17 protein-coding genes are annotated in these 22,818 nt (G+C 53.8%); 3 read left to right on the top strand and 14 right to left on the bottom strand.

Features of this window, described 5'->3' with window-relative positions:
* Positions 1-16: 16 nt before the first annotated feature.
* From tsaD to Ga0123462_RS04825, 3 genes are read right to left on the bottom strand one after another with little or no spacing between them, the layout of a single operon-like run.
* Positions 17-1,045 carry a tRNA (adenosine(37)-N6)-threonylcarbamoyltransferase complex transferase subunit TsaD gene (gene tsaD / locus Ga0123462_RS04835; RefSeq protein ID WP_100265263.1) on the bottom strand — a complete coding sequence of 343 codons (1,029 nt, stop codon included), beginning with the start codon at positions 1,043-1,045 and terminating at the stop codon, positions 17-19.
* The gene (locus Ga0123462_RS04830; RefSeq protein ID WP_100265262.1) at positions 1,042-2,592 is read right to left on the bottom strand and encodes a hydantoinase B/oxoprolinase family protein; all 1,551 of its coding nucleotides are present in this window, start codon (positions 2,590-2,592) and stop codon (positions 1,042-1,044) included. The genes tsaD and Ga0123462_RS04830 overlap by 4 nt, the downstream gene beginning before the upstream one ends.
* The gene (locus tag Ga0123462_RS04825) at positions 2,582-4,537 is read right to left on the bottom strand and encodes a hydantoinase/oxoprolinase family protein (protein ID WP_100265261.1); all 1,956 of its coding nucleotides are present in this window, start codon (positions 4,535-4,537) and stop codon (positions 2,582-2,584) included. The genes Ga0123462_RS04830 and Ga0123462_RS04825 overlap by 11 nt, the downstream gene beginning before the upstream one ends.
* Positions 4,538-4,717: 180 nt before the next feature.
* Here Ga0123462_RS04825 and Ga0123462_RS04820 point away from each other — a divergent pair, with 180 nt between their 5' ends.
* Positions 4,718-5,473, top strand: a complete 756-nt coding sequence (locus Ga0123462_RS04820; protein WP_100265260.1) for a porin family protein — start codon at positions 4,718-4,720, stop codon at positions 5,471-5,473.
* Between the two features lie 69 nt (positions 5,474-5,542).
* Here Ga0123462_RS04820 and icd read toward each other — a convergent pair whose 3' ends face one another.
* From icd to aspS, 3 genes are read right to left on the bottom strand one after another with little or no spacing between them, the layout of a single operon-like run.
* A complete protein-coding gene (gene icd, locus Ga0123462_RS04815) occupies positions 5,543-7,282 on the bottom strand; it encodes an NADP-dependent isocitrate dehydrogenase (protein ID WP_100265259.1) in 1,740 nt (579 codons plus the stop codon).
* A 27-nt stretch (positions 7,283-7,309) separates the two neighbouring features.
* Positions 7,310-7,615, bottom strand: a complete 306-nt coding sequence (locus tag Ga0123462_RS04810; protein ID WP_100266494.1) for a DUF4398 domain-containing protein — start codon at positions 7,613-7,615, stop codon at positions 7,310-7,312.
* Positions 7,616-7,674: 59 nt separating this feature from the next.
* Positions 7,675-9,462: an aspartate--tRNA ligase gene (aspS, locus tag Ga0123462_RS04805; protein ID WP_100265258.1), complete on the bottom strand. Its 1,788-nt coding sequence runs from the start codon at positions 9,460-9,462 to the stop codon at positions 7,675-7,677.
* Between the two features lie 244 nt (positions 9,463-9,706).
* Here aspS and Ga0123462_RS04800 point away from each other — a divergent pair, with 244 nt between their 5' ends.
* Complete coding sequence (locus Ga0123462_RS04800; RefSeq protein WP_100265257.1) at positions 9,707-10,663, top strand: class I SAM-dependent methyltransferase; 957 nt, start codon at positions 9,707-9,709, stop codon at positions 10,661-10,663.
* 233 nt (positions 10,664-10,896) lie between these two features.
* On the opposite strand, the gene Ga0123462_RS04795 is transcribed toward Ga0123462_RS04800, so the two are convergent.
* The 5 genes from Ga0123462_RS04795 to Ga0123462_RS04775 all read right to left on the bottom strand — a co-directional run bounded on the left by Ga0123462_RS04795 (position 10,897) and on the right by Ga0123462_RS04775 (position 18,542).
* Positions 10,897-14,178: a UvrD-helicase domain-containing protein gene (locus Ga0123462_RS04795; RefSeq protein ID WP_100265256.1), complete on the bottom strand. Its 3,282-nt coding sequence runs from the start codon at positions 14,176-14,178 to the stop codon at positions 10,897-10,899.
* Positions 14,175-16,820, bottom strand: a complete 2,646-nt coding sequence (locus tag Ga0123462_RS04790) for a PD-(D/E)XK nuclease family protein (protein ID WP_232726643.1) — start codon at positions 16,818-16,820, stop codon at positions 14,175-14,177. The genes Ga0123462_RS04795 and Ga0123462_RS04790 overlap by 4 nt, the downstream gene beginning before the upstream one ends.
* A 17-nt stretch (positions 16,821-16,837) precedes the next feature.
* The gene (locus Ga0123462_RS04785; protein ID WP_100265255.1) at positions 16,838-17,185 is read right to left on the bottom strand and encodes a hypothetical protein; all 348 of its coding nucleotides are present in this window, start codon (positions 17,183-17,185) and stop codon (positions 16,838-16,840) included.
* The gene (locus Ga0123462_RS04780; protein WP_100265254.1) at positions 17,185-17,631 is read right to left on the bottom strand and encodes a DUF1841 family protein; all 447 of its coding nucleotides are present in this window, start codon (positions 17,629-17,631) and stop codon (positions 17,185-17,187) included. Before Ga0123462_RS04780 ends, Ga0123462_RS04785 begins: the two co-directional genes overlap by 1 nt.
* Positions 17,632-17,777: 146 nt before the next feature.
* Complete coding sequence (locus tag Ga0123462_RS04775; RefSeq protein ID WP_100265253.1) at positions 17,778-18,542, bottom strand: AsmA family protein; 765 nt, start codon at positions 18,540-18,542, stop codon at positions 17,778-17,780.
* 122 nt (positions 18,543-18,664) lie between these two features.
* Here Ga0123462_RS04775 and Ga0123462_RS04770 point away from each other — a divergent pair, with 122 nt between their 5' ends.
* Complete coding sequence (locus Ga0123462_RS04770; protein WP_100265252.1) at positions 18,665-20,422, top strand: PAS domain S-box protein; 1,758 nt, start codon at positions 18,665-18,667, stop codon at positions 20,420-20,422.
* A gap of 33 nt (positions 20,423-20,455) precedes the next feature.
* Here Ga0123462_RS04770 and Ga0123462_RS04765 read toward each other — a convergent pair whose 3' ends face one another.
* From Ga0123462_RS04765 to sucC, 3 genes are all read right to left on the bottom strand, one after another.
* Complete coding sequence (locus Ga0123462_RS04765) at positions 20,456-20,659, bottom strand: hypothetical protein (protein WP_100265251.1); 204 nt, start codon at positions 20,657-20,659, stop codon at positions 20,456-20,458.
* A gap of 62 nt (positions 20,660-20,721) precedes the next feature.
* Positions 20,722-21,591 (bottom strand): succinate--CoA ligase subunit alpha, encoded by an 870-nt coding sequence (gene sucD / locus Ga0123462_RS04760; RefSeq protein WP_100265250.1) that lies wholly within the window; start codon positions 21,589-21,591, stop codon positions 20,722-20,724.
* Positions 21,592-22,758, bottom strand: a complete 1,167-nt coding sequence (gene sucC / locus Ga0123462_RS04755; protein WP_100265249.1) for an ADP-forming succinate--CoA ligase subunit beta — start codon at positions 22,756-22,758, stop codon at positions 21,592-21,594.
* Positions 22,759-22,818: the final 60 nt, after the last annotated feature.

Here is a 22,818-nt window from a genome sequence, read left to right as displayed (position 1 = left end):
TCCAGAGCGAAAACAATTATGTCTGCAATGTCCATCTGGGCGTAGCATCCCACTCTTCCGGAGCATTACGACCCGCAAACAGATGCTGGAATCCGGCATAGGCAATCATTGCGGCATTGTCGGTACAGTGCTTGGGATGTGGCAGATGAACCTCAACCCCTTTTGATTCAGCCAGCTTGAAGAGCATTGATCTCAGCGTCTGATTGGCAGCCACTCCACCCGCAATCACCAGCCTCGGAGCATCTTCGCGCAGACAGGCGCGAACACTCTTCTTCACCAGAACCTCGCAGATCGAACCTTCAATGCCGGCCGCCATATCTTTCATTGCCTGCAGATCAAAGGATTCAATTCCGCCCGCATTCTTCACGGCATACATCACCGCCGTTTTCAACCCCGAAAAACTGAAATCGAGATTATCCCTGTTGAGCATTGGCCGAGGCAGGCCAAAACGTTTGCGGTCTCCACCTTTAGCCAGCAGAGCAACCTCTGGCCCTCCCGGATAGGGAAGCCCGAGAAGCCTGGCCGACTTATCAAAACATTCACCCGCCGCATCATCCACGGTTTCACCGATCACGCTGTAGCTCCCTATTCCGTCAACCCGTACCAGCATTGTATGGCCACCGGACACCAGCAGCGTGATAAAAGGAAACTCGGGCAGTGCGCCAGCCAGTCCGGGTGCAAGCAGATGACCCTCCATGTGATGAACCGGCAGAACCGGTATGTTGTGAACCAGCCCGGCAGCCCTTGCATAGGAGGTTCCGACAAGCAGTGCCCCCATCAGTCCAGGGCCAGCCGTAACTGCGATATAATCGACCCGACTCCAGGGCAGACTCGCTTCAGCCAGTACCGACTCAACCATCGGTGGAAGAGCCAGAAGGTGTTCTCGAGAAGCGACCTCGGGCACCACACCGCCAAAACGCGCATGCGTCTCGATCTGCGAAGCAACCTGTTCTGCCAGAAGCTCCCCTTTTCCGGTTGCCACATCACCCTCATAGATCGCCACCGCTGTCTCATCACACGAGGTCTCAATTCCTACTATTATCATCGTTTATCCTTCTTGCCGAAGCCACCACCACCGGGCGTTTCAAGCCTGATCCTGTCGCCACGCTGAAGCTCAAAGCTGCCTTTTGCGGAGAGAGGATGCCACTCGCCGTTTCGCCACAGGCTGTTGCTGCCGCACTTTCCAGCTTCTCCACCTGCAAGTCCGTACGGGGCTGTATTTCTTCGCTCGGTTAACAGGGAGAGGTGACAATCCTCCATGATCATCCACTCACGGATCAACCCGTCTCCACCGTGGTAAATACCCTCTCCGCCAGAACCATGACGGAGTGAATAGGAAGCAATTCGCAACGGATAGTGCATCTCAAGCACCTCAATTGAGGAGTTCTTGGTATTGGTCATATGGCACTGAACAGCAGCAAGACCGTTTCCCTCTGAGTGCCCCCCCATACCTCCGGCCACCGTTTCGTAATAGACCCACTCCTCATTGCTTGTTCTGCCACCAAAGATGACATTATTCATGGTTCCCTGTGCCGCGGCGGGGATATGTTCCGGGATCGCATTGGCCAGGGCCCCGAGCAGCACATCCACAATACGCTGGCTGGTCTCCACATTGCCTGCAGCCACTGCCGCTCCATTGCCAGCATTAACAAGACAACCTTCCGGAGCACTAATCGTAATCGGATGAAATACTGCTGCAGCCTGAGGCGTATGGGCTGGCATCAGGCAGCGAAATACGTAGTAGACACTCGCGGCAGTCACGGCCAGAGGACAGTTTACCGGCCCCCTGCTCTGACCTGCAGTGCCGGTAAAATCGACATGGGCAGATTCACCACTTACACTCACTTTGACACGTATGGTTAGCGGGCCGGAGCCACAGCCGTCGTCCTCAAGTCGATCCTCAAAGCTGTAACTTCCATCCGGAATCTTCTTCACTGCAGCGCGCCCGTATCCCTCAGTGATGTCACAGAGCGCCTGAAACATCCCCCTTAAGTTTATCGCATTCAATTCATTCAGCCGTTCGCCGCCTAGCAGGGCAGCCGCCCGTTGGGCTGAAAGATCACCCATGCGTTCAACAGGTGCCCGCACCCGATCAAAAAACACTCTGGCAAGCAGTGGATCTTCAACTGCCGCCCGGTACCAGTAACAGGGTGAAATGACCACCCCTTCATCTTCAAGGGAGGTCTCCACACCCATGGAACCGGGAGAGAGGCCACCAATATCGGCATGATGCGCCCTTGCGGCAGTGAAAGCGACCAACTCACCCCCTACAAATACCGGAGTTACAACGGTGATATCGGGAAGGTGTGTACCACCCAGAAACGGGTCGTTGAACACCACCACGTCGCCGGCCTGCCAGGAAAAGCGGGGGATCACATCGCGCATGGCAAAAGCCATTGAACCCAGATGCACTGGGACATGTGCAGCCTGTGCGATTAATTCACCTTTCTCATCAAACAGGGCACACGAAAAGTCCTCACGATCCCGGATATTGGGTGATATGGCACTTCGCTTGAGCACTGCCCCCATCTCCTCACAAATCGCAGACAACCTGTGTGCAAAAAGGCTTATCTTTACCACATCAAAAGCCATGACATCGCTCCAGCAAAAGGTGGCCAAAGGTCGTGGCGTTCATCCTCCATCCTGCAGAAATCCAGAGAGTAGAGGTCTCTTCGATCACCAACGCAGGGCCTGCAATGTCACAACCGGGCCTGAGCTCTGATCTCAAATATTGCGGCACTTCACCGACCCCATAAATGGTGGAGAAGTCGCAAGGTTTAGTCTCTTTTTCAGATGCAGAGAGATTCGGAAAACTGAGTTCGGGTCGTTCGACAAATGCGGTCAACCTCGCAGTAACGATCTCGACAGGGCGATCCAGACTATGACCATAGGCTTTCAGATGCGCCGCAGTGAAACCCTCAATCATTGCACTGATCTCACCATGCATAGGAACAGTAAGTTGAAATCCCTGCCCCATGTAACGCATATCTACACGACGCTCGAATTGAAGAGTCAAACCCTCCATTTCAGCTGCAGCCTCCTGTTCAAGTTCGCCAAACAGATGTTGCAGCTGAGGCATCGCATCACCATCGAGTGCAGCAATTGGCTTGCTACGTGAGTAATCGCCCTGCTGCCTGCCGGCCAGCATGCCAAGCGCCGAAAACGCGCCACTGGCAAGTGGAACAACCACCCTTCGCATACCAAGCGCATCCGCCAAAGCACAGGCGTGCAGACCGCCTGCGCCGCCAAAACAGAGTAACGCAAAGTCATCCGGATTATGTCCCCGCTGCACCGATACCACACGCAGGGCGCCAGCCATGTGCTCCTCGGCAATTCGAATAACAGCTTCAGCGGCTGACTCCGGCCCAAGACCAAGCGTTTCGCCATACTTCTCAAAGGCTACGAGTGCCGCCTCCCGATCAAGCAGCATAGATCCGGCAAGCTTTGCCGTTGGCGGAATACGGCCAAGCACAAGGTTGGCATCAGTCACGGCTGGCGTTTGCCCCCCCAACCCATAGCAGACCGGGCCGGGAGAAGCCCCTGCAGATTCCGGCCCCACCTGAGGGAGTCCGGCCTCATCAATCCATGCGAGTGAGCCGCCGCCAGCTCCGATGGTATGAATATCGAGCATTGGCAGAGCGATGGGAATTCCTGCAATCTCCGATTCGGTGGTTTTTGCTGCTTCACCACGAATCAGCGACACATCGGTGCTGGTCCCTCCCATATCAAAGGTTATCAGCTTTGATTCTCCTAACTGTCTGCCGATTGCCTGTGCAGCTACAAGACCGCCTGCAGGACCTGACAGTGCAAGCTTAACAGCCTGACATCCTGCAGCTTCCGCAGCCATCACACCGCCCGAGGAATGCATGACAAACAGATGTTTTGGAGCCAAGGTATGCTCCAGATGCTTCAGGTAGCGCTGTACCAGCGGCCCGACATAGGCATTGAGAAATGTCGTCGCTCCACGCTCGTATTCGCGATATTCCGCCACCACTTCGTGGGACAATGAGACAAACGGACCATCAGGGATTCCTGAAGCAATCTCCTTCTCGTGACTGTTATTAAGGAAGGAGAAGAGCTGGCAAACGGCAACTGCTTTGTAGTCGCCCTTTTCGATGATATTGGCCAGCGCCGCAAATTCATGCCGGTTCGTAGGTTCTATCTCAACCCCGTCAGCATTGATGCGCCCGGACAGCCCCATACAATCATCACTGTGAATCCAGGGAACCCTCTCATCCGGGGTAAGCGAATAGAGTTCAGGGCGCGTCTGGCGGCCAATAATAAGCAGATCCTCAAGGCCTTTGTTGGTGATGAAGAGCGTTTTTACACCTTTACGTTCGAGAATTGCATTGGTGGCAACGGTGGACCCGTGAATAAGATGCAGATCCCTCGCATTCAGCCCAAGATTCTGTATGCCCCGCTCAATGGCCAGCGACGGATTCTCAGGGGTTGAGAGCTCTTTATGGAAACGAACCGATGCACCATCAAACAGCACAAAGTCGGTGAACGTTCCGCCGGTATCAACCCCCAAAAACATGGCTGCATAGTAGCCTCAGATACTGCTAAATGCTAACAACGTCAGGAAAGAAACAGCATCCGGAAACTGTCAGCAACAAACAGTGCGTGATTCAAATCACATTCTTTCAGGCGCTGCATCAGAGACTTCGCCAGCTAGGGTTTGGAACACAACTTAGAATCTTTCGACCGGAGTCTTATTATGAAATTGAAAATATTAGCTGCGCTATCTGCCATGATGTTCGGCTTTGCAAACCATGCCTATGCAGATGAGACCGTTGCCATCAAAGTTGGCTACATGGTTCTCTCTCCATCCGGCCAATTTGCAGCATCCGCCATCAATGCAGGTACACGCGTGGATATGGAGACCGATCTGGGGCTGAAAAACAGCAAGCAACCCACAGGTGAAGTCATCGTCAACCTGGGCGACTCGGCCCTTTCACTCGGCTTTGTTCCCATGACCTTTAGCGGCACGGCAGTACTTAATCGCAATATTACCTACAATGGCCAGAACTATGCGGCCGGATCAACGGTAAGCAGTGATTTCAAAGCCGACATGTTCGATATCGGTTACACCTATTATTTCATCAATATGGATGACCTGCCATCACGCTTCCAGCTCGGCGTTGAAACAAGCCTGAAAACCATCACGGCCAAAACTTCGATCACCAGCGCTGGAGTTACAACCAGCCGCAATGCAACCGTTCCGATTCCAACGCTTGGGTTGCGTGGCCGTGTTGCACTTGCCGACTTTGTCGGAGTAGCAGGCCGCGTCGGCTACCTCGGTTATTCAGGCAACAGCATCCTCGATGCGGATGCACAAGTGGAATTTTCACCGCTTCCTACGCTTGGCATCTATGCAGGATACAGGCAGCTGAAGCTGAAAATCGACTCTAACAGCGTCTATGTTAACACCACATTCAGCGGCCCCTATGCCGGAGCCTTTTTCCGTTTCTGATATTCCAGTACGTCAAACTAAAAAGGCCGGATCATTCGATCCGGCCTTTTTTATTGCGGTTACTGTAAATCAATAACTCTTGCGGAACTCGGTGGCATGACATTTCGGACATGGTGGCACACGGCCAGTCTTCTTGAAATGCAGCTCATGCCCGCAGGCGTTACAGGTCAACGTGCCTGCACTGGTAATCTCACCCGAACGGCAGCTGATCGCCTTCTGGGTGCGCTCAGCTATCGAAGATATCGCACTACCGGCCATATTCAGAAGGGCTGACAATGAAGCCATCGCTCCGGCACCAACACGGGCCGGATTGAGCTTCTCTTTCGCCTCATCGCGCATGGTGTTGGCCATCTGTGAAAAATCACGCTCCAGGAAACGCTTAAGGTTTTTACCCTGCTCTTCACTGAAAGCACCTGCCGCAGTTAACTGCTTTCGTGCCTTCTCCATCGCAATCTGTGCAAACTCGCTGCTCTTCTCCGCGCCCGCCTCAAACAGCTCCTTAAACCTCTCAGCCAGTTCATCGTATTGATCCTCAGGCCGGGGCTCTTCGTCACTACCCATATGAGAAATCACAGCGTCGCCAAACGCAGAGGTGGAGAGTTTTGTGGCTCCATCCATCAGGCGGTGGAAATCGTAGGTCACGGTTTTCGCAGAGATCGCTCCATTAATACCCTGCAGGATCAGATCGGCAGCCTCCGTCCATCCCATATAACGCAACATCATCTCACCCGACAGTACAACCGATGAGGGATTCACCATATCTTTATCGGCATACTTAGGAGCTGTTCCGTGCGTCGCCTCAAAAATCGCATGGCCGCTCAAATAGTTGATGTTGGCTCCCGGTGCGATGCCAATGCCGCCCACCTGAGCTGCGAGTGCATCAGAGAGATAATCGCCATTCAGGTTCAAGGTGGCGATCACATCGAATTCCGTGGCGCGAGTCAGCACCTGCTGCAGTGCGATGTCGGCAATAACATCCTTGATAATGATGCCGTTCGGAAGCTGACACCATGGGCCACCATCAATCTCAACAGCTCCGAACTCGTTTTTGGCGACCTCATATCCCCAGTTGCGGAAGCCCCCTTCGGTAAATTTCATGATGTTGCCTTTATGTACCAGCGTTACCGAATCACGCATATTGTCGATCGCATACTGGATGGCGGCTCGCACCAGACGTGCTGTCCCCTCCTGTGAAACCGGTTTGACTCCGATGCCACTCGACTCGGGAAACCTGATCTTGGTAACACCCATCTCATCCTGCAGGAATGTAATCACCCGCTTCACTTCATCGGATCCCGCTGCCCACTCGATCCCGGCATAGATATCCTCTGAGTTTTCGCGAAAGATCACCATGTCCACATCTTCAGGGTGCTTGACGGGTGACGGCACCCCATCGAAATATTTCACAGGGCGCAGGCAGGTGTAGAGATCGAGCTTCTGGCGCAGTGCTACATTCAGAGAGGTGATTCCGCCGCCGATCGGAGTCGTCAGTGGCCCTTTGATACCGATCAGGTATTCGGAGAATGCATCCAGAGTCTCCTGAGGCAACCAGGCATCATCGTTCTGACCATACAAATTCCAGGCCTTCTCACCGGCAAAGACCTCCATCCAGGCGATCTTGCGTGAGCCGCCGTAAGCCTTATCGACAGCAGCATCCAGAACACGCTGTGAGGCTCTCCAGATATCGCGACCGGTTCCATCACCCTCGATAAATGTCACGATCGGGTGATCGGGCACATTCAGCTTTCCGCCTTCGCCCATGGTTATTTTTTCGCCACTTTCCGGCACAGATATCTTATCAAAGGTCATGCTTGTACCTCGCTGAAGAAAACTTGATTAGTGCTTACTTTCCTGGGGAGTTTCTGGAGCAGAAGCTTGCTTCAGCCTTGCAGCTGACTGTGCATTACGCTTGGCTTCCAGAGCCTTGTTTCGTGCGCTCTCATAGCGCTCCTGACGAATGGCTTCTGCCGCCTCTTCCAGAGCCGTTTCAGCAGATTTCAGGTAGGAGTCTGATTTTTCGTTGCTGCCCGGCAACTCCTGCGCCGCCATAATTGCAGCACGTGCGTTGGACATCTCCTGCACAGGCGGTTTGGTCGCACAGGCAGAGAGCATGATTAGCAGGATGAACAGACCACGTTTCATACCTTGAATGATTGGCCTGTTCACCGACGATGTCAATCAGCCGGCCAGAGAAAAAGGTATCAGCTCTCCTGAAGGATACGACGCTTGCGTAGACCCAGCTCTTTCAACTGCTCTTCAGAAACCTCGCCGGGTGCCTCGGACATGGGGTCAGCTGCTTTCTGCGTCTTGGGAAATGCGATGACATCACGGATTGAATCGACACCGGCCATCAATGCCAGTACCCGGTCGAGACCGAATGCCAGACCACCATGTGGAGGAGCTCCGTACTTCAACGCTTTGACCAGGAATCCGAACTTTTCGTTCGCCTCTTCATCGGAGATACCGAGGGTTTTAAAAACACGAGACTGTACTTCAGGGCTATGAATACGAATCGAACCGCCACCGATCTCGGTGCCGTTCCAGACCAGATCATATGCCTGAGAGCAGATATTCAGTGGATCACTCTCCAGCTTGTGCAACTCATCCTCGCGTGGTGCGGTAAACGGGTGGTGCAGCGCCTCAGGGCGCTTCTCATCCTCATTCCAGGCGAACATCGGAAAGTCGACCACCCATACGAAACGATGATCATTTTCAGCGATCAGGTTCAGATCATGGCCAAGCTTCACGCGCAGGTGACCCAGCGCATCATTGACGATTTTGGTGTCTCCGGCACCGAAGAAAAGAATGTCGCCGTTCGCGGCACCGCACGCATGCAGCAGTTCGGACAACACATCTTCAGGCAGGAATTTCACGATCGGTGACTGCAGGCCACCCGGCAGGTCGGACAGATCGTTCACCTTGATCCAGGCAAGGCCACGTGCGCCGTAAATGGATACAAACTTGGTGTAGTCGTCGATCTGTTTGCGGGAGAGTTGCTCGCCGCCATTCGGCACACGCATCACCTTAATCAGGCCGCCATTGTCTGCAGGCTCGCGGAACACCTTGAATTCCACCTTTTTCATCAATTCGGTGACATCAACATGCTCAAGACCAAAACGGACATCGGGACGATCAAGGCCATACCTCGCCATTGCATCGTTATAGGTAATACGCGGAAACTCCTCAGGCAGGCGAATACCGACGCCGGCATCGAACATGGCGCGCAGAAGTCCCTCAGCGACAGCCATCACATCCTCCTGATCTACAAAGGAGAGCTCCAGATCGACCTGGGTAAATTCAGGCTGGCGATCTGCGCGCAGATCCTCATCACGGAAGCAGCGGGCAATCTGGTAGTAGCGGTCCATGCCTGCGACCATCAGCAGCTGTTTGAATATTTGCGGGCTTTGCGGAAGTGCATAAAATGAACCGGGGTAAACCCTTGAAGGAACAAGGTAATCACGTGCACCTTCAGGCGTGGACTTGTTCAAAATCGGGGTCTCGATTTCGAGGAACTTCTGGCTGTCGAGATAGTTGCGAGCAGCATGGGTTACTCGGTGACGCAACTCCATAAACTTCTGCATCTTCGGCCTGCGAAGATCAAGATATCGGTACTCAAGCCTGATCTGTTCGGAAGTATCGCAATCATCCTCAACGAGAAACGGAGGAGTTTCGGAGCTGTTCAATACGACGATATCAGAGGCCTTCACCTCAATCTCGCCGGTAGGAATGCTGCCATTCACCGTAGCATCGGAACGGGCGATCACCTCGCCAACCACTTCAATCACATCCTGCTGACGCATCGCATGTGCAAGCTTGTGAATTTCAGGGGTGTCAGGGTGGACCACTATCTGTACCAGCCCTGAGCGGTCACGCACATCCAGGAAGGTTACACCACCGTGGTCGCGATTGGTCTGCACCCAGCCATTCAAACGAACAGTCTGTCCGATATGCATCACTCTGAAGTCTCCGCATTGTGTGCGTGGTAGCATGGATACACCTCCAAAAAGTCATCCGATCACTTGAAGATCAAACGGTCGCGCAGACTAGCGCCGCCGGTCTGATCAGGCAAAGAAACTGTCAGGCCCTCCGGCAGTGCTGCAATCAAAAGATGCAAGTCCGATACAGAAGTGGTTATTTCCTTAATTACCAACCCATCACGCGACTTATACAGACCAATGAAATCGATAGCGATTTAGACTATTATTCGCCCGAAACCATATCAGGGGCCCCATTTTGGACAGTAACCAGACGCAACATACGGCATCGAAGTGCGATCTTTGCGGAGGATCGACTTTTGAAGAGATAAGCAATCGAGACCGCCGGGACGAAGAGCTGTTTACTGGCGTCTGCACCGGCTGTGGCCTGGTAGCCCATATTCCGGTTCCGAGTGAGGAGGAGGTTTCCGCCTACTACGCTGAGCAGTATCGCCGCGATTACCATGGTGAATCGACCCCCTCTCAACGCCGCATCATGCGCGCCTGGAAAAATGGCGAGCGTATTCTCAAACAGCTCTTTCCACGCCTGAATAAAGAGATGAAAGTGTTCGAGATCGGTGCCGGTATCGGCTGTACTGTCAAAGCATTTGAGCTGCAGGGCTTTGATGCCAGCGGCATTGAGCCGAACAAGGATTTCAATGCTTTTACCCGTGAACAGCTGAAAGCATCCGTCGAAAACCGCAATCTCTATGACCTGCCTGCCGAACCAACCTATGATCTGGTACTGCTGATCCATGTGATTGAGCACTTTTCAAGCCCTACCCGGGCGCTGACTCAGATCCACAACCTGATAAAAGAGGATGGTTTCTTCTATGTGGAGTGCCCTAATCTCGCGGCACCATTCGCCACTTACGATCGTCTCTTTCACTATGCACACATCTACAACTTCACTCCTGCAACGTTGATCGCACTGGCGAAGAAGTGTGGTTTTGAACTTGTCAGTCAGTTCACTGATGAAAGCCATCCCGACATTCACATGCTGTTCCGCAAGGTTGATGAGAAATCACTTGATGTTAGCCCTGCAGAGGCTGAACGATCAAAGGCTGCTGTACATCGCTACAACAATCTCACCTACCACCTGCGCCCAGCGTATCTAGGCCGCCGCATCGTTAAACTCTTCAGCTACCTGCAGGAGTTTATTTTTGCCCGTGCATTCGTGAAAGGACTACTGAAATTCTGTAATAAAAAGAAGTAAGCAACAGAGCCCTCGTTCCCCTGCATGCTTTTCATGACACGCGGATGTCATTTTCATCCGTTAACATTTTCGGCGACCAACCAACATGGAGGCTGTATGTCTGCAAACCTTTCACCAATTTCTAGGATTGTACTTGGGCTATTCCTGATATTTTCCCTGATGGTGTCCCTCGGCACGGATATTATTCTCAAGTAACGCGCAACTCTGAGAAGAGAGTCCAGACACTCATTAAATTACTGGGCCAAATCGACTTCACGCATTACATCTAACATTGGAAAATAGAGTGCCGTCCTGATTTTCCGCGCCGGCTCAAGCATTCGCAGGATTGAAGCGTAACGGCTAAGTTGTGGCGCATGACGCTTCGCCTCCTCGGCAAGGAACCCTTCAAGATCACCGCCCTCATGGCTGGCGGTTTTGTAGTCGATGATCCATCGGACTCCGTCTGCATCAATAAAGCTTCGATCAATAACGTGGTGTACAACATGTCCATCTTCGTTGCTGCTCAAGGACCATTCACAATGCGCGTCATGGCTCTCACCGGAGAGTATCCAGCACCCCGTTTCGCTCGCAAGGGTTCTCTGTAGTGCTGTAGCGGCCCGTGTTTCTGCCTGATCCAGCATCTCGCCTGACAGCCCCTCTCCGACCAGCAGACGCCGGATCCGTGCAAGTTCCTGAGTGCTCTCTGCTTCACCCCAACGCTCGGCGCCCTGCTCACCTATACGCTGGAGTGCAGCATGAACGGCATTACCGACTGGTGCCGCTTCAGCACCGGACCAGAAGTATTCTCTCTCTGCTGCGACATTCGCCTCGGTAATATCGTTTGCAGGCTCAGGCACCGTACTGATACGGTGCAGTGGACGCCTTTGGTGCATCTCATCCGCCATCTGCTCATCCATCATCGCAACGGTTGCTCCGAAACAGTCGCCTGCGGCCCCATCCGGCAACAGCAGTTTTAACAGTGAACCGGAAGCCCCCTCCTCCCTGTCACCGTTGAGGTGGCCGAACATGTAGAGCGCAGATTCCGCCCGCGTGCATGCAACATAAAGAAGTCTGGCAAATTCATTGTTCTCCCGTGTTTTTTCGACCCCCCTTACGAGATCGTAGATCGCATCACTGCTGCGTACCGCGCCTCTGACAGCAACAAGAGGATGTGCTCCTCCCTGCACCGGCACATCGGTGAAGGCAAGCAGTGGCGAATCACTTCGGCTGTTACCGTGTCCCAACCCAGGAAGAATTACTACATCCCACTGTAACCCTTTGGCCCCATGCATGGTCAGCAGCTCCACACGGGAGGCTTCAGCGGAATTATCCGGAGATGCATATAGTTTCTCTAATCGCTCGTCGAGGTGAGAAAAACTGATCACTCCCCCCTCATCCAGTTCCTCGATGAGGTCAAACATCGCTTCGACATTGGGGGCCGCATTGGCATCGATCAGGCCCGGCATTGCCAGCCTCTTCCATGCCGTTGTCAGCAGTGACCTGAGCGGTATTCTGCCTGCCACTGCAAGGCAGGGGGCAAGAGCGCTACGCAGGTGGCAAATTCGGGACCTCGTATCTTCATCGAGCCGTGCAAGCACTGTTTCGTCGGCAATAATCACCTCAACAGGCCGCAAATCTCCAATCAGCAGTTGATGAAGCTCTGAAGTTGAAAGTCCGCAACACAGGCCTCGCAACAACGCCGCCCACGATTCGCGATCGGCAGAATGCAACAGAGCCCTGAGCAGTGCTCTCAGGATGTGAACTTCAGGACGCCTGTTCAGCGGCAGGATATCTACAGCCCTGAATGGAATCCTGGCATCTTCCAACGCAATCAGGATCGCGTGCAGGTGCTTGCGGGAACGCGCCAGAACCGCAATACGCTTTGCATCCTTATCCAGCTCCCGACGGATCGTTGTAACCACTGCGGACGCCTCTGATATCACATCCTTTTGCCGTTGCAGATGTAGCTGCACCTTGCCGTCATGATCCAGCGCCGCATGGGCCTCAGCGTGACCGACAGCTGCCAACAGAATATCGGGCTCTGCAGGAAATATGGATGCAAAGGCCCTGTTCACCCAGTCTACAATCACCGGCGATGAGCGGAAGTTGCGGGTCAGGTTGAGCGCTTCGACCTGAGGCAATCCTGCCCGATTGGCCGCGGCCAGCAGGAACAGCCCCACCTCAGCCTTACGGAAGCGGTAGATCGACTGCATCGGGTCGCCGACCATAAACAGGCTGCGATCCGTGCCATCTCCCGCCTGCCATCCTTCGGTGAGATTTTGCAGCAGACGCATCTGCAGTAGCGATGTATCCTGAAATTCATCGACAAGGATATGATGAATACGGTAATCGAGCCGCAGAAGAAGATCCGTCGGCCTCCCCTTTTCATCCTCCAGCGCCCGCATCGCACGAAGTGATATTTCGATAAAGTCTGCCTCACCACGCTGCTCAAACAGCTGCTGCAGCTGCTCGTTTGCCAGCTGCAGCAGAGAAAACAGCCCCTCAAGCACCTGCCACTGGGATTCATCGAAACGGGGCTCGGCCGGAAGTTTTCTGATACCGTCGAGCAGAAGATTAAGTCCATCGATCCCTGACAGGCACTCCAGCAGTGATACGAACTTCTGCTTGTTGTCTGCGAACTCTTTTCCTGTCGGGAATCCCGTGTTTTTATTGACCTGCTTACGAATGTCCGGCCTGTCCTTTGTCAGGATGAACCCGGCAATCTTCTGCCAGCGGGCCAGATGTTCGATGCCGCTGCCGGGCCAGGAGTGCAGCGCCATCAGCTCATCATCCGCCAGGTTTTCACCTGCGAACCGGAGCAGTGCTGGCATCTCCCCCCGTACCCCGATCGGAATCTTCTCTGAACAGCCATTTAGTTGCTGGGCGATGATATCCGAGAGGTTTTGCTCGAGCATGGCACGCAATCCCGCTGTATCCTGTGCATACATTTCAACGTCATGCAGCCACTGATCCCGTCGGCCGAGCATCTCTGCCAGCAAGCCGATCAGCGACACCATGTTGTGGTCCTGATGCAGCAGTACCACAGCCGCCTGCCCGGGGTTTCGCCGCACAAGCTTTGCCACTGCCGCTTCCGATGCCTCGCGATAGAGAGGGGCAACATGTGTTGATGGCGTTGGCATATCACCAAGGCCGGATAGCAGTGGCATTTGCCTTGCCAGGGCATGCGTAAAGCTGTCCAGCGTCATCATACGAAGTCGCGATGGATGCTCGGAAAGATGCCAGCCGCGCTGTTCGGAACGGGCATTGGCTTCGCAGGCGAGTTGCCATGTCTCCATTCTGTGCGAAGCCGGATCATCCGGCTTACCCATGGTCAGTGCCTCTATGACGCGCCCGCGCATCTCAGCTGCAGCCTTGCGTGTAAAGGTAAGCGCCAGGATCTCCTCAGGCTCATCCACGATAGCCAGCAGTTTCAGGATCCTGCGGGTCAGCAGTTCCGTCTTACCGGATCCTGCCGGTGCCTGCACCAGATACGAGGCCGAGGGATCGATGGCCCTCAGACGGACTTCTGCACTCACGCCTCCCCCTCCCCTGCATCCGGCTCAAAACCGATCTCATCAATACGGCAAACCGCTTCAAGGTAACAGTAGTCACAAGCCGCAACACTCCTCGGTGACACCTCCGAGCGACCTGCAACGAACTCGGCAGCAAGCAAATTGATTCTCTGTCGCCACAGATCCAGCAGATCCTCCCACTCTTCCGCCGCCTCATCCTTGCCGCTGTATACGGCAATGCCATTGATGCCGGTCTTCTCACCGCTTAGACCCTCAAAGCCCATATCACCACTGCGTACACGCGCAAAACAGACCGCATCAGCCTCGCTCAGCGATTCTGCCATGCTGTAAAGCGGTAACTGCGGTTCAGCCATGCGCTCACCGATCCATTTTCCAATGCTCTGCTTCTGGCCACTTTTATAATCGATAAGGATCTTGTGCCCGTCACCATCCCGGTCGATACGGTCAGCTTTGAGGCGGACTGGAAAATCCACTGTGCCGGTCTCCGGCAGCCTCAGGCAATACTCTTTTTCACAGCACGCCACCTCGAACGGAGGCCTGGCCCGCTCCGTCTCCAGCCATGCCAGCAGAACATTTGCCATACGCGATGTTTCAAAACTGCGTGCAGCATCCGTGACAGTGACCTTGCCGTTGCTCCATGCATGCTCAATCGCCTCGTCGATCAGGCTCCGTGTCTGGGCATCATCCAGCGCCAGCAGTTCACGATGTGAGTGCAAATGAGTCCAGATGAACTCCAGCGCCAGATGTATCAGCGAGCCCTTGCTGGCGGCATCGATACCGGGTTCCGGTTCGCCGAGCGGCCTGATATTCAAGCGATGCGTGGCAAAGGCCCGAAACGGACAGGCAGACTGGTTTTTGATGATAGCTGCGCCCCCGCGTATCCTCTCCTCCGCGCTCAGCGGCACGGCTGGTGCATCGTCAAACACCTCAGTCGGCACGACAGTCGCAGTTTTCTCCGGTGCATTACACGGCTTTATTCGAACATCTGCCAGCATCGGCGAAGCACGCAGTTGCCTCTCTTCCCTGCTGCAGGCAAAAGAGCAGCTAACTACCGGTGCAGCTTGTTGTACCTGCTGCCAGAGGAAACATGAATCGGCATAGGCCTGTGCTGCCGTAGCGCCTGGCAGCCGGTGTTTCCGCTGCAGCGAGAGTGGTAGCAGAGAGGCCGGAGAAGCTGGTTGCGGCAGCGCATCCTCATCAAATCCGACTGCAAACAGGATGTCGAACTTCAGACCAGGCACACTTTCCAGCGGCACAACAGCCACCTGCCGGTAATGAGCCGGCAGCTGAACCGTGGCCTCGTTACAACTCGTACGCAAAAGCGTCAGGAAGGTGGACCACTCCACCTTTTCGCTAACTGAGTCGACGGCAACAAGCGATGCAAGGCAGTCCTTGAAAGCATTGAGTTGCCGAACCTCGCTGTTGGATCCGCTGGCCGTGTCAGCCTGTAGAAAACCGGTTGTCTGTAACAGCTGATGTACCGCTTTTACCCATTCAGCGGCTGACCTCGCGCTACTGCTCCAGAGCAGCAGACTTTTAAGCACTGAAGAGAATAGAGGCAACTGCTGCATCTCTTGCATCACCAGCAGCGATTTGAATGTCAGATAATGGCGATTATTTTCGCGCAAGTGCGCATCAAAAGCTGCCCTGATAAGTCGCTCCTCGGCATACCCTTTCAGACCCGGTGAAAACAGCAGGTGTGACAGATCGGCAAAGGAAGCGCCCTGTTTGCCGACCATCTGTAGCAGATGCATTAACTGACTGATCACCGGTGCCTCAGTTAGCGGCAAGCCGGCCATGGTTACCGCCTGCATCTCTTCAAACCCTGACGAATCCGGAAGCAGCACCTGATTGAGGATACGTCGCAACAGTTCACTATCAGTCACCTGGCGACTGGTCACCACACCGATTCGGGCATCTGGAGTCTCTTTCAGCATCCCGGCAATCGCTACCGCAACGTGCAGGTACTCACTTTCGGCATCGGCACAGCTGGTCAGTGTCATCTCCACTTTTTCAGGATCTGATACAACAGATCGCAACACAACCCCTGCCGAATCCAGAGCCTGAAGTAGTGCCAGCTGAAGCGGTGTATGGGTATTGAAACCATCCAGCAGCAGTGTTCGGTGCTGCACAAGCGAACCGACTTTCCTAATCAGGAGATCGGGAAGCTCTGCGCTGAGGATCCGCCCCCGCTTTGTAAGCTCCCGTTGCATGGAAGATATCCAACGCTCAAGCGCTTCAGCCTCATCGCCACAGCCATTGAGCTCGCCCCTGTCGATGCAGTATTCCCTTATCAGAGCATAAGCCGCTGATGCATGCCGCGCGAGTCCGCGTGCAGATGCACCATGACCGGCATGATCAGCACGTATGACACCTTCCCAGAGCAACAGCTCCTGCATCCGGCTCAGCGGAACAGGTACATCCGTTAAATCGCGTGACAAAGCGGCCAGCCAGTGGCGCCACTCCTCCACGGCAGGGGTAGCTACCACCCGGGCCGCAGAAGCACTGACCAGGCGACGCTTCCAGTCTGTGGCCAGTTGCGGCGTTGCAGTGAGCAAGAGAGAACCTTCTGCCAGTGCGGCAGCTACATCGGTTTCATTGATTGCTTCGATTTTCAGAAAGTTGTCAAACAGGAAGGGTTGCACTTGTTATGAACGAATAATCACTGATCGGTTTCCGGAGCCTTCGGCCGCCAGTGACCGGGCACGATACTACCCGTCTCATCGGTATAGGCCGGCACATACTCCTGTGGCACAACCTCATCTTTCTTCTGAAGCTCTAAAAAAACAGTCACTGCACATGTCAGACTGACAATGACAACGATAATGACATACCAGTTCGGATGACTGTGTTTATGGATCGGCGTAATATCGATAACCTGTTGCTGGCGTGCCCTGCGTTGGCGGTTTTTCAGCCAGATCATTCCCATTACTGTCAGATTACGGGCCAGAAACATTAGCAGCGCAGGGCCAACAAAAAAGAAGATCGAAACAAGTATGTTTCTGAACATCAGGCCGCCAGCTCCTTCATACGCCGTGCATAAGCCTCAACATCGGGCTCCTGGCCGGCGCGCTGTGCGTAATATACCGTTTCGGCAAGCACCTCGAGCAGTTTATGCAGTGCATCGTGGCGATCCATCTTTTTCACCGCCACCATCTGATCCATGGCGTTCGCGGCCTCGGGCGGATGCTTGGTCGCCAACTGCTCCTCAAGGGCAAGATGCAAGGATAGGTGGAGATAGGGGTTCATGCCGTCATCCACCTGAAAATCGCGATCGAGAAAATCTTCCATATCATCGAAGAGATGATGGTATTCGGGGTGCATCTCAATGACACGCGCGATGCGCACCTCCAGCGCATTAATCGGTAATCCCGCCTGCGCCTTGTGCCATGCATCCCAGAATATCTGCCGATGCGCCCTGAGCTGCTCGCGACTCGGACCGTTCTCTTCACTCATGCTAGCTCCCTGTTCTCATGCCGGGAAACTGTAACACGTTCATGGCAAGGATAAACGCGCATTATTCACCTGGGCCATTGAGAGGGGAGAGCCAGAACCTGCCCCCGCGCCTGATATCCGCCTTCTGTTCAGCTGCCTTAAACAGATCAGTTGCCAAGCAACCCTTTAAGCGCTTTGTCTGCCCCTCCGGCTCCGCCGATGCCACCCGTCGCTTTCTGCAGTGCACCGCCCGTCACTGCATCGGCTGACTTGCCGAGATACTGGTTCACACCGAGTTTCATTACCGATCCCTGAACGTTATTCAGCAGCTTCGACGAGAGAATCTGGGCCACTTCGGCAGCCGTTGCCCCACCACTCTTCTTGCCGACATCGGTCAGCTGAATCCTCGGCAGTTTCACAATCTGGTTTTTGTCGCCAAGGGCTGCAATGCGGACCGTTGCCTGACCGCCCTCCACCACAAGCTTGCGGATGACCATCTTCACTTCATCTCCACCCTTGCTGCCGGATTCGCCGGCGCTCTTTCCAAGACTCTTCTTCAGCACATCGACATTGGAAACGCCTGACTTGTTGATCTCATAGACCACTGCCGGTGCAGAGATAATGATTTCATCAATCACAACCGGGTTTTCTGTCACCGTGGATGTATCGATTTTCGTGCTGATCATGCCGAGTTCGAAAATATTCGGATTACTGAATCCGGGCGGGTTTCCAACTTTCAGCCCCTTAATTGTGCCTGATCCGGTTTCCAGCTGCAGCTTCACATCAGCCACACTCACCTCTGTTTTCACAGCCTCGGAACCGTAAGTCTGGATCGCCTCTTTGACGATACTATCCAGGTTGGACCAGACGAATACGAACGCACCCGCCACAACCACAAGCAGGCCCACAATACCAATCAACACCTTTTTCATGCATACCTCCTGTTCATGTTAGGATAATAGAGCAAGTATAGCATACTTCCCTGCCTAAAGTTTATTTGAGCAGCGGCGATAGTTATAGGATTGTACATTTTCTGGTCAGGAACGGGGTCATAATGAGCAACAAAGATACGTCATATTTTTATCTTCACTGCGTTGCCCGCCTGACGATAATCATTCTGGTTGCTGAAGTAATCGATATGATGATCTTCGAAGCAACCATCCACGGCACCCTCCACCCGTTTACTGAAGCCATCCTGGATGGCCTGCTGCTCATCATCCTGTCTATTTACCCCCTCTACCTCTTTGTCTACACACCCATCCTGCAACGATTCAGGAAGAGCCAGCAGCAGATCGAAATGCTCGCCGAGGCGCTGCAGGGTGCTGGCGAGAGCGTCATCATTACCCGCCCTGACGGGACAATCATTTACGTTAATCAGGCCTTCTCTGAGATTACCGGCTATTCACAGGAAGAGGTGATCGGAAAAAACCCGAGGATTCTGCAATCAGGCAAGCAGGATCGTAATTTCTACGAACGCATGTGGGGCTCGATCAGACGTAACGGACAGTGGAAAGGCGAACTCTGGAACAAGCGTAAGAATGGTGAACTCTACCCGGAAGCACTTGATGTCAGAGCGATTCCTGATGATGCAGGCAAAACAAAATTCCTGGTTGGTGTCTTCTCTGACCTGACCGAACAGAAACGCGTGGAGAATGCCCTGCTTCATAGCCAGAAACTGGAAGCGATCGGAACACTGGTCGGCGGTGTTGCCCACAATTTCAACAACCTTCTGGCTGCGATCTCAGGCAAGGCCTATATAACCCAGATGAAGGCGAAGAAAAATGGCGTACCAGCTGAAATTACTGGTCATCTGGATGATATTCAGTCGCTCTCGTTCGAGGCATCACATCTGATCAAGCAGCTTCTAGCATTCTCCCGCGAGTCACAGCACGACAAAGAGAATACTGACTTGAAGGCGCTGGTTATGAGTGCATTGACGACCGCGCAGATTGGCATCCCAGAAGATGTGGAGGTGGAGCTGGACCTTTCCGATGAGCCGATGACCATATTCGCCGATCAGGCACACATCAAACAGGCGATCATCAATATCATCAACAACGCCCGTGATGCCGTCATTGATAGTGAAAAGAAAGAGATTTGCATTCGCCTCTCACGAACCATCCCCAGCAGCTGTGATGATAATGGCAGCTGCAACATTCATTGTAAAAACATGGCGCGTCTGGAGATCCACGGCAGCGGCATCAATTCGGCAGATATTGAAAAGGTATTTGAACCCTTCTTTACTACCAAAGATGTTGGCAAAGGGACAGGGCTCGGACTATCCACGGCCCATGGCATCATCGCATCCCACAATGGCACCATTCATGTCAGCAGCACCTTCTCCAAAGGTACTACATTCAGGATATGTCTGCCGCTTGTAGAGACTGAAGAGAATAAAAAAGAGAGTACAAAACGCAGCACTGTCAAAGCCAGTCAATCAGCCACGATTCTGGTTGCAGATGATGCTGCCGAGGTTCGACAGACTATAGCTTCCATTCTTGAAAGCTTCGGCTATCAGGTTGTTCAGGCCTGTGATGGTGTCGATGCGCTCGAGAAATTTTGTGCCCATCAGCGCGACATATCTCTGCTCATCACCGATATCGTCATGCCAAAGAAGGATGGGCTGGACAGCGCGCTTGAGATGAGAAAAGCCAACCCGGAACTGCCTGTTATTTTTATAACCGGCTACGATGCATCCAGAGAGAGGACCAGTCACCTTGTCGATGATGAAACCTCCCTGCTTCTCAACAAACCCTTTAAATCTGAAGAGTTGATTGGCCGTGTAACCAAGCTTCTCAAAATAGGGAAATAGACTTTTCCAAAGAACTGCTATAGTGGTGAAAGGTCAGTGCTTTGCGTTTCCGGATACCCGCTTCTGATCTGCATGTAAAAAGTGTTTGAGCAGGAACTCCTCCTCGCAGGGGGAAAGGTCATACCGACGGCATGCCTCCTCTATAGTCTCGACATCGTACTGGTGTATATCCGAAATCCAGCGAATGGCCTGACGAATCATATCACCCCTGGGAAAGATCGATTTTGCACCACCCATCTCGGCACCTCTGATATGAGTATAGCACAAAACGAATTCGGCCAGATTTGGCGTTGATTAACTCAGGTGAGCAGATCCTGCATGCGCTTTCCGAGCAGAGTCGGATTACGCTCAACGGTCACGCCAGCCGCATTCAGCGCCGCAAACTTGGCTTCTGCCGTTCCCTTGCCACCGGAGATAATAGCTCCGGCATGGCCCATGCGCTTACCCTTCGGAGCAGTTGCGCCGGCGATAAATGCCACGACTGGTTTTTGGATATGATTGCGAATAAATTCAGCGGCACTCTCTTCATCACTGCCGCCGATCTCGCCAATCATGATCACACCTTCGGTCTGCTCATCCGCTTCGAACAGCTTCAGGGCATCGATAAAATCGAGCCCGTGAATCGGGTCTCCGCCCATACCGATACAGCTGCTCTGCCCCAGACCTGTTTCAGTCAACTGGGCAACCGCCTCATAGGTGAGCGTTCCGGAACGGGAAATCACGCCCACCCGCCCCGGCCTGTGAATATGGCCGGGCATGATACCGATCTTTGCTTCGCCCGGTGTGATAATACCCGGACAGTTGGGGCCGATCAGCGTACACGGCTTGCCTGCGATCTCTTTTTTAACACGCAGCATATCGAGAACAGGAATACCCTCGGTAATACAGCAGATCAGCCTGATACCGGCGTCCGCTGCCTCGATAATCGCATCGGCTGCAAAACGGGGCGGCACAAAGATCACCGTAGCCTCCGCCCCCTCCTCCCTGACCGCATCGGCAACCGAATTGAATACAGGGCGATCAAGATGGCTCTGGCCACCCTTGCCGGGAGTTACGCCACCGACAAAACAGGTGCCGTAATCGATCATCTGACCGGAGTGAAAGCTTCCCTGTTTGCCGGTAAAACCCTGGCAGATGACGCGTGTATTTCGATCAAGCAGAACACCCATTTACGCAACCTCCCTGGCAGCAGCAACAGCCAGCTCTGCGGCCTGATCAAGGTCGTTCGCCCAGCGCACATCAAGCCTGGCATCCTTTACCATCCTTCTCCCCTCTTCCTCGTTGGTACCAACCAGCCGCATCACCACCGGAACACGCATCGGATGCGTTTTGATCGCTTCAAGCAGCCCCCCGGCAATGATATCGCAGCGTACAATGCCGCCGAAAATATTCACAAGTACCGCTTTCACATGATCGTCGGAGAAGAGTAGTTTAAAGGCCTCGCATACCGCATCGACCGTTACGCCGCCACCCACATCGAGGAAGTTGGCAGGCCTGTCCCCCTTGAGCTGGATAATATCCATGGTCGCCATGGCAAGTCCTGCACCGTTAACCATACAGCCGATATGGCCGTCCAGCGCGATGTAATTAAGACCAAACTGTGACGCTTCAATTTCGCGCGGATCCTCCTCACTCAGATCGCGCAGCCCGACAATTTCGGCATGACGGTAGAGTGCATTACTGTCGGCAACAAACTTGGCATCAAGCGCCATCAGCTTGCCGCCTCCGGTCAGAATCAGCGGATTGAGCTCCAGCATCGAGCCATCCTTTTCAGTAAAAGCGCGGTACAGCTTCTCAAGCAGGTCGGCGCACGCCTTTTCCTGCTCCCCTTCAAGGCCGAGGAAGGCGGCAATCTTCTGCGCCTCGTTTTCCGAGACCTCATCTCCAGCTATAGAGAGCGTAAGAATTTTCTCTGGTGACGATGCGGCCACCTCTTCAATATCCATACCACCGGCAGGACTGGCCACAAAGGCCACACGTTCGGTTTCACGGTCGACCAGCAGGCTCAGATAGAATTCGCGGGCAATATTCAGCCCCTCTTCGATATAGAGACGGTTTACCTGTTTACCAGCCTCGCCTGTCTGCTTGGTGACCAGCACTGAACCGAGAAGATCAGTTGCTGCCGCCTTCACTTCACCGATGCTTTTGCAGATTCGAACACCACCTGCCTTGCCGCGTCCACCGGCATGAATCTGCGCTTTTACAACCCATACGGAGCCATTCAGCGATTCGGCTGCAGTTACCGCTTCTGCCACCGACAATGCCAGTTTGCCGCGCGGAACGGGTACGCCGAACTCCGCCAGCATCGCTTTGGCCTGATATTCATGAATGTTCAAGGCTGACTCCTTGTGAGACTGGAAACTTCAGATCGCCAAGGATGTACTGCAGCTGTTAAA

It is taken from the genome of Mariprofundus ferrinatatus (assembly GCF_002795825.1).
GTDB lineage: Bacteria > Pseudomonadota > Zetaproteobacteria > Mariprofundales > Mariprofundaceae > Mariprofundus > Mariprofundus ferrinatatus.
This window is presented reverse-complemented; position numbering and strand designations above follow the sequence as displayed.